Source organism: Coleofasciculus sp. (assembly GCF_046539235.1).
Taxonomy (GTDB): Bacteria; Cyanobacteriota; Cyanobacteriia; order Cyanobacteriales; family Coleofasciculaceae; genus Coleofasciculus.
The window spans coordinates 1-7,656 of sequence record NZ_JBKHHI010000326.1 but is presented as its reverse complement, the minus strand read 5'-3'; the positions used below and the strand labels follow the sequence as shown (position 1 = coordinate 7,656).

Here is a 7,656-nt window from a genome sequence, read left to right as displayed (position 1 = left end):
CAAACCCCCTACACCGTTGGTTACCAAACCCCCTACACCGTTGGTTACCAAACCCCCTACACCGTTGGTTACCAAACCCTACGCCGAACGTAAGGATTGGGTTTGCCCGTGACGCTGTTGAAGCTGGTGCATGTGGTTAAAGAGTTGCCAGCAGTAAGATTCGCTTAGCCCACAAGTAATAGCCCCACGCAGCACAACATTAAAATACCAATCGTTCGGTGCTAATTCTTTGGCTAATTTTTCCACAACCACATAAGTCCGGACATTGTGATAGATTCGTCCTTGACAAGACACTTCTACGGTTTCTCGTCGATAGCCACCACGGGGTACTTCTTCGCGGTGATCAAGAGGATCACTAAATCGCTCAGGTAAGCGGTATAAGACACCTTCAACCGTTGCGTTCACATCGGGGACGATATCAAGTACACCACAGTTACGCCGTGCTGATTTGCGGTTAAATCCCAGTCTATATCCTTTGAGAACGGCTGAGCCTAGGACGAAAGCATGAGTATTTTCACCTAGCGATCGCTTTAAATCAACAGGACACATACAGGAGCCATAGGCAAAGTAGTAAAAAGTTGGCTCGGTCTGCGGAAACTGTAGCACATTAGCTACAGGCAAAGACGGTTCAAGAGACGGTGAGGGTGAATCTTGGCGATCGCGAGGCTGAGTTGTCATCGCTGGCTAAAGACTACAATACTAAACGGCAAAGGCTTAAGCAATATATTGTCCACTAAGTCAGGGGAACAAACTGTAACCAATTTTTCAGATTAAATCAGTGTACTCAATCTTGAATCAACCCTGTTGGTATAATCACAACGGCGATCGCACGAACGCAGGCGATATCATAAATGAGTATGGTAGTACAACAAGCTAAAGAGGAGAAACATTGGCAAGTGCTGACTCGTCATCAGAGTTGACCAATCGCCTTTATCAGTAGCCTGGTGTCTTCGAGTCAGGAGAACCTCTAGGCTTTCCGGGAAAATTTGGCGTACACTATCCACAGCAATATTGCCAACTTTGGCGTTACTTACCCCTGAACTCATGAAGTCCTGCTTATCCGACATGGCTAACCTGAAGCGGCGTCTAGGCATAGCGCTGATACTGCCAATTAGCCTCATGGGAGCGATCGCGCTTCCGACTCCCCTCAAAGAAGCCCAAGCCCAAACGAGTGATGGACGTGCCATCACGGTTCGGGCAGATGTTCAAGAAGCCAATTCCCAAACGGGTGTTGTCACAGCGCGGGGGAATGTACAGATTGATTATCCGGCTCGCCAAATTCAGGCAACGGCGGCTCAAGCTCAATATTTTAGTCGAGAAAGGCGTATTGTTCTCAGGGGGAATGTTTATGTTTTGCAGCAAGGTAATAGTCTGCGCGGTGAAACGATTACCTATTTAATTGATGAAGGGCGCTTTGTTGCTCTACCGAAAACTGAACAACAGGTTGAATCGATCTACATTGTGTCTGATCCAGAAGCCCCAACCCAACCTGTCGCGCCGCCTGTAACTCCTCCGTTTAATCCAAAACCTGTGTTCAAAACTCCAGTAAGTGATCAGTAGTTGTCATTCGTTATTTGTTATTTGTCATTTGTTATTCGTTAGCGCCGAAACCATTAAGATACCGTAGGGTGGGCATTGCCCACCAGCATACCAGTCAGTACCCTTCAACTGAACACTAATCGGGGCGGGTTTAGTTACATCTGGGTGACAGCCAACGATAGTAGTGAAACCCGCCCCTACAGACTAAAAACTTGGTCGGGGCGGGTTTAGTTACATCTGGGTAAACAGGAAACGATAAGAGTAAAACCCGCCCCTACAGAGATGCCATGGTACGTCTCTATAACATCACAAAACTCCCTAACTGAGGTAGCTATTCTTGAAAATCGTTTTAGAGAATATTCATAAATCCTATAACAAGCAGTCTATCGTTAACCGTGTCAATCTGTCGGTGGCACAAGGGGAAGTTGTGGGGCTGCTAGGTCCAAATGGTGCGGGAAAAACGACCACGTTTTATATTGCTATTGGTCTCGAAAAACCGAATCAAGGGACAGTATGGTTAGATGATAATGACATCACCAAGCAGCCGATGCACCAGCGGGCGCGTTTTGGGATTGGCTATTTGGCACAAGAACCCAGTATATTTCGTAATCTGACGGTTCGGGATAATCTGCGACTGGTGCTAGAGCAAACGGGTGTACCGCGTCAAGAATGGCGATGGCGGTTACGAACGTTGATTGAAGAGTTTGGCTTAGAAAAAGCAGCGAATACGATTGGAAGGCGGGTTTCTGGGGGTGAACGTCGTCGCACAGAATTGGCAAGAGCCTTAGCTTCAGGCGTAGAAGGACCCAAGTTTTTATTCTTGGATGAACCTTTTGCTGGGGTTGATCCGATTGCTGTGTCTGAGATACAGAAAATCATAGCCCGGTTGCGCGATCGCGAAATTGGGGTTTTAATTACGGATCATAATGTTCGCGAAACCCTAGCCATCACCGATCGCGCCTATATCATGCGAGATGGGCAAATCCTGGCATCGGGTAGTGCTGAAGAACTTTACAACAACCCCTTGGTGCGACAATATTACTTGGGTGATGAGTTTCAAAAATAAACCTGGTTATTTCTCGATGTTTCGTAAATAGCCCTCAAACCCATACATAAACGAATGACAAATAACAAATGACGAATGACGAATGACGATCCGTAAATCTCTACCTCTTTTCTCATTTATTCCTGGCGTATCGGTGATGGATCGTTATATTATCACCGAACTCATTCCCCCATTTTTATTTGGTATGGGAATGTTTTCCTCAGTGGGGGTAACGATTGGTAGCTTATTTGACTTGATGCGGAGAGCGGTGGATGAAGGACTACCAGCCACATTGGTGCTGAAAGTGCTGCTGTTGAGTTTACCTCAGTTCATGGCCTATGCTTTTCCTACATCTGTCCTGTTAGCCACTTTATTGACTTACAGCCGTCTTTCTAGCGACAGTGAACTGATTGCTTTGCGAAGCTGCGGGGTGAGTATTTATCGCCTAGTGCTACCCGCAATTTTGCTAAGTTTAGTTGTTACTGGCGTGACCTTTGGATTTAATGAATACGTAGTCCCCGCCTCTAACTATCAAGCAACGATAACCTTAGAAAAGGCATTAGGAGAGGAAAAACCCACCTTCAAAGAGCGCAATATCTTCTATCGAGAATATGCAGAGGATAAAACACTTAAGCGCTTATTCTACGCTCAAAATTTTGATGGTGAGCGGATGAAGGGCTTAACCATTCTCGACTGGTCTCAGCAAAGTCTTAACCAAATTGTCACCGCTGATTCGGCAATATGGAATATAGCGCAAAGCACTTGGGATTTCTATAACGGTACGATTTATTTAGTGTCACCGGATGCCTCTTACCGCAACATCGTGCGGTTTGAACACCAACAACTACAATTACCTCGCATTCCCTTGGATTTGGCGAGAAAAGACCGCGATTACGATGAAATGAACATCACTCAAGCCAGAGAACGTCTAGAGTTAGAGCGTCAGAGTGGGGACGAGGATGACATTCGCAAACTCAAAATCCGCATCAGCCAAAAATTTGCCTTACCCTTTGCTTGCGTTGTTTTTGGCTTAGTTGGGGGATCATTAGGCAATCGACCTCAGCGTACCAGTAAAGCGACAGGCTTTGGGATTAGCGTGTTAGTGATTTTCGCCTATTATATGCTGATGGCGATCGGAGATGCTCTGGGATTGAGTAACTACCTCCCTCCCTTAATCTCGGCGTGGTTGCCCAATCTGATGGGGTTTGCGGTTGGCGGATTTTTATTAATTCGATCCGCCCGGTAGGGGTTTGGTGACCAAACCCCTCAACCTGAAGAGGTGATACCAAATCTGCCTTTATTACCCCCTGCAAGAGGAGGCGATTGAAATCGCTGCTACACAAACAAAGTCCGCCTGCGCGGACTGGGTTATAACGGGGGTAGCGTTCCCCGAATTTGGTATTGTAAAGTTTAAATAAGAATATAGTCAGATGTAGTCAGGTTGGGTAATATATAGACAGGAAACTCTCTCAATGAATGATGCCAAAAAAGCAGGAATCAGTTATCGAACTGCCTTTATGTGGTGGAAACAAGGAAATTTGACAGGTCATCAATTGCCGTCTGGTACGATTAGCATAACTTCTAGCATAACTTCGGAGGCGATTGAGGACAACTTGAAACCTGACTTGATAGCTTGTATTTATGCAAGAGTTTCCAGCGCCCAAAACAAAGATAATAAGCGATCGACAAGCGGTCGAAACGAAAAACCGAAAAGATGTGGTTCGAGTTAAAAGCTCACGGACAATAATGCTACTAACCCAAAGACATATAATCAAAAAAGGGCATCGTTTTTGGAGGTCGATAGATCGCTTGTCTTGGCAGTCTAAAAACCTTTACAACTGTGCCAATTACCTCATCCGTCAAAACTGGATTTATGGTCATGGGTATTTGAGTTATAATCAGATGGCTTCTTTGATGAAAAACACAGAGCAATACAAAGCCTTACCCGCGAAAGTATCGCAGCAAGTGTTAAGAGGATTAGATCGGAACTGGAAATCTTTTTTCGCCGCGAACTCTGAATTTAAAAAGCATCCCGATAAATTTATAGGTAGACCGAAAATTCCTGGCTATAAAGATACAAAAAAAGGACGAAATCTGCTAAGTTATACAATTCAAGCGATAAGTAAAGTAGCCAGAAGAAAAGGAGTAGTCAAGCTATCAGGAACTAATATTGAGTTGACCAGTCAAGTAGCTAACCGTATAGCAGAAGTAAGAATTGTCCCCAAGTGCGATTGTTATGTAATTGAGGTAATTTATGAAGAAAAAGAACAGTTCTTAACCCCAAATGAAAAGATAGCCGCGATAGATTTAGGCATAGATAATTTGATGGCTGTAACTTCAAATCAACCGGATTTTACTCCTTTGTTGATTAATGGCAGACCGTTAAAAAGCCTAAATCAATTTTATAACCAACGTCGAGCTAAGTTACAATCTCTCTTAAAAAGCAATCGTCAAAGTTCCCAGAGAATTCGTCGTTTAACCCGTTGCCGTAATCAGAAGATAGATAATTATCTTCATCGAGCTAGTCGTTATTTAGTCAATCTCTTAGTTGACCAAGATATCACCACTTTAGTAATTGGGAAAAATGACGGTTGGAAACAAGAAGTGAACCTAGGAAAAGTCAACAATCAAAAATTTGTGACTGTTCCTCATGCTCGATTAATTGACATGATTATTTACAAATGTCAATTAGCCGGAATATCGGTGATGCTCCAAGAAGAATCCTATACCTCAGCTTCTAATTTTTTGAATTTAGATCCTCTCCCCGTTTATGGACAGCTTACTGAGAAACCCATTTTTTCAGGAAAAAGAATTAAACGAGGTTTATATCGTACAGATCAAGGGGTTCTTGTTCAATCTGATGTCATAGGTTCCTACAATATTTTACGAAAAGCATTCCCAAATGCGTTTAACCGCTATGGGATAGAGAGGTGCGTAGTTCACCCAAGGAGAATTAATCTCTCAAAGTAAAAGCGAAGGGAATTTCTGCAATGAAATGAAGTCTGTCTATATTTGACTATACTTTTACCAACTATGACTCTTTGAACCCGTTTCAACGGGTTTGGTGCTTTTAGCCCCAACTTTAGTTGAGGGCTTAAGTCAGCTTACTCAACCGAACAGCATGGTGGTGTAACCAGTCCGAACGGGTGAGTCGCAGAGTCTATCAGATTAGATATAATTAGTGGGTTGCACTACAGAACCAACCGTTTACTCAGAAAAAATCAATCCTTTAAATTATTTCTGTAACAAAAGTTACATTATCCTACTTATTCTGACTCGGTTCGTTCAATTTTTGTCAAATCATACTACCGGCTTGCGCTATGTCATCTCCCAATCAAGTGCCTGCGTATCTGCGCTATTTAAAAGCCCGACTTCAACCCTTAAGGCAACCCAAATTTTGGCTATCAGTCATGGGCTTTGGCTTAATCGTGTTGTTTGTCTGGGAATATTGGCAGAATCCCAATTGGTTGAGTTTTTTGGAAGAAGACCCAATCCGCGAGCAATTTGAGAACTCAACCGATGAGACAAGGCTTTCGGCTGAAGAACTTGCCGCTAACATGGCAGATATTGACAGTTCAGCAGTCCTGATCGAGGAATTTGACCAACAGAATGCTCTAGCGTTGGCTAATCTACCCAACCAGAAGCCCGGAGACAAAAAAAATTCCTTGACCGCATCGGCATCCGAACCGCCGTCAACCTCTACTCCCTCAATCCTAAATAGCGCTGCTGAGTCAAAACCAAGATCCAGCAATCCCTTCGCCAAAGCCTCACAAGACTTTCTCATGGGGGATATTTTATCGGGGAAGGGACTCTTTCCTGACCCGAATATGTTAAATTCTGAGCCTTCGTCGTCAAACTCAGAAACGACTTCTGCGAATGCTTTCCAAGAATTGACTGAGGTGTCAGGAACTGAGGCGTCTCAAACGAGCAATCAAAATTCTGAGCAACTGACTCAACGTTCTGATACAAGTCCAAGTCAAACCGTGCCAACCTCTAGAACGAGTGAACAAACCCGAGTTCCAGCACGAATTGCGCCAAGGACAACAACCAACCGTGGGATGATACAGCCTAGCTACCCTCCGGCTTCTGTACCGACTGTATCGGGTTACAATGGTGCCGGACAGCCCACCTATCCCACAGGAGTGACACCGAATGGAACCGTTTACAACGGTGCTGGACAGCCCATGTATCCCTCAGTTCCTGCCCCTCCAGTTCCAGCAACGGGTGTCACCACCTCTCCGGTGATGCCAACCGCACCTGCTAACTCCGCTAATTTTGGACAATATCCGATTCAACCCAATAACGTTCCTAGCGCCGGAAATAATCCGACACCCATTACACCGGGGTTACAACCAAGTCAGCTCAACGGCTCACAATTAAATGCTCCCCGTTAGTCGCCTCGTCGCCTCGTTCCCAGGCTCTGCCTGGGAATGCTTCTGTTGAACACCCATCTGATTTTCAAGGCGCGATCGCATGCCAAAGATATAGGACTAGATTGGCGATTGGGTAATGGGTTGGATAAATGGTTGGGCAGGGCGGGTTTTGTAGAATGTTATTGGTCTCTGTGTTAATTTGGCTTCTAAACCCGCCCCTACATTGGCTTTAACGCTCCGATATCCGATTTAGAGATTAACCGGAAACCCAATCACAAAACCTATCTGATGTAAGGCGCGATCGCATGCCAAAGATGTCGGGGCGGGTTTAGGGATTAAAGGAGGAAACCCACCTCAAACCAAACAACGAAACCCGCCCTAATCCCCACCTAAATTTATTGATTAATTCCCCACCCGATAACAAAACCCATCTGATTTTCAAGGCGCGATCGCATGCCAAAGATATAGGACTAGATTGGCGATTGGGTAATGGGTTGGATAAATGGTTGGGCAGGGCGGGTTTTGTAGAATGTTATTGGTCTCTGTGTTAATTTGGCTTCTAAACCCGCCCCTACATTGGCTTTAACGCTCCGATATCCGATTTAGAGATTAACCGGAAACCCAATCACAAAACCTATCTGATGTAAGGCGCGATCGCATGCCAAAGATGTCGGGGCGGGTTTAGGGATTAAAGGAGGA

The 7,656-nt window shown here is 44.8% G+C and carries 7 protein-coding genes; 5 read left to right on the top strand and 2 right to left on the bottom strand.

Features of this window, described 5'->3' with window-relative positions; genetic code table 11:
- Positions 1-78: 78 nt before the first annotated feature.
- Both ACLFWI_RS22785 and ACLFWI_RS22780 read right to left on the bottom strand, forming a co-directional pair.
- Positions 79-678 carry a gamma-glutamylcyclotransferase gene (locus ACLFWI_RS22785; RefSeq protein WP_446409265.1) on the bottom strand — a complete coding sequence of 200 codons (600 nt, stop codon included), beginning with the start codon at positions 676-678 and terminating at the stop codon, positions 79-81.
- A 167-nt stretch (positions 679-845) separates the two neighbouring features.
- Positions 846-1,046: a hypothetical protein gene (locus ACLFWI_RS22780; RefSeq protein WP_446414823.1), complete on the bottom strand. Its 201-nt coding sequence runs from the start codon at positions 1,044-1,046 to the stop codon at positions 846-848.
- On the opposite strand from ACLFWI_RS22780, the gene ACLFWI_RS22775 reads away from it, so the two are divergent.
- The 5 genes from ACLFWI_RS22775 (at position 1,045) to ACLFWI_RS22755 (ending at position 6,978) form a co-directional block, all read left to right on the top strand.
- The gene (locus ACLFWI_RS22775) at positions 1,045-1,560 is read left to right on the top strand and encodes an LptA/OstA family protein (RefSeq protein WP_446414822.1); all 516 of its coding nucleotides are present in this window, start codon (positions 1,045-1,047) and stop codon (positions 1,558-1,560) included. The genes ACLFWI_RS22780 and ACLFWI_RS22775 overlap by 2 nt on opposite strands.
- 316 nt (positions 1,561-1,876) lie before the next feature.
- Entirely contained in the window at positions 1,877-2,605 is a 729-nt protein-coding gene (gene lptB / locus ACLFWI_RS22770) for an LPS export ABC transporter ATP-binding protein (protein ID WP_446414821.1), read from the top strand.
- A gap of 82 nt (positions 2,606-2,687) precedes the next feature.
- Entirely contained in the window at positions 2,688-3,830 is a 1,143-nt protein-coding gene (locus ACLFWI_RS22765) for an LptF/LptG family permease (RefSeq protein WP_446414820.1), read from the top strand.
- 500 nt (positions 3,831-4,330) lie between these two features.
- Positions 4,331-5,554 carry an RNA-guided endonuclease InsQ/TnpB family protein gene (locus ACLFWI_RS22760; RefSeq protein WP_446414824.1) on the top strand — a complete coding sequence of 408 codons (1,224 nt, stop codon included), beginning with the start codon at positions 4,331-4,333 and terminating at the stop codon, positions 5,552-5,554.
- A 350-nt stretch (positions 5,555-5,904) separates the two neighbouring features.
- The gene (locus ACLFWI_RS22755) at positions 5,905-6,978 is read left to right on the top strand and encodes a hypothetical protein (protein WP_446414819.1); all 1,074 of its coding nucleotides are present in this window, start codon (positions 5,905-5,907) and stop codon (positions 6,976-6,978) included.
- Positions 6,979-7,656: the final 678 nt, after the last annotated feature.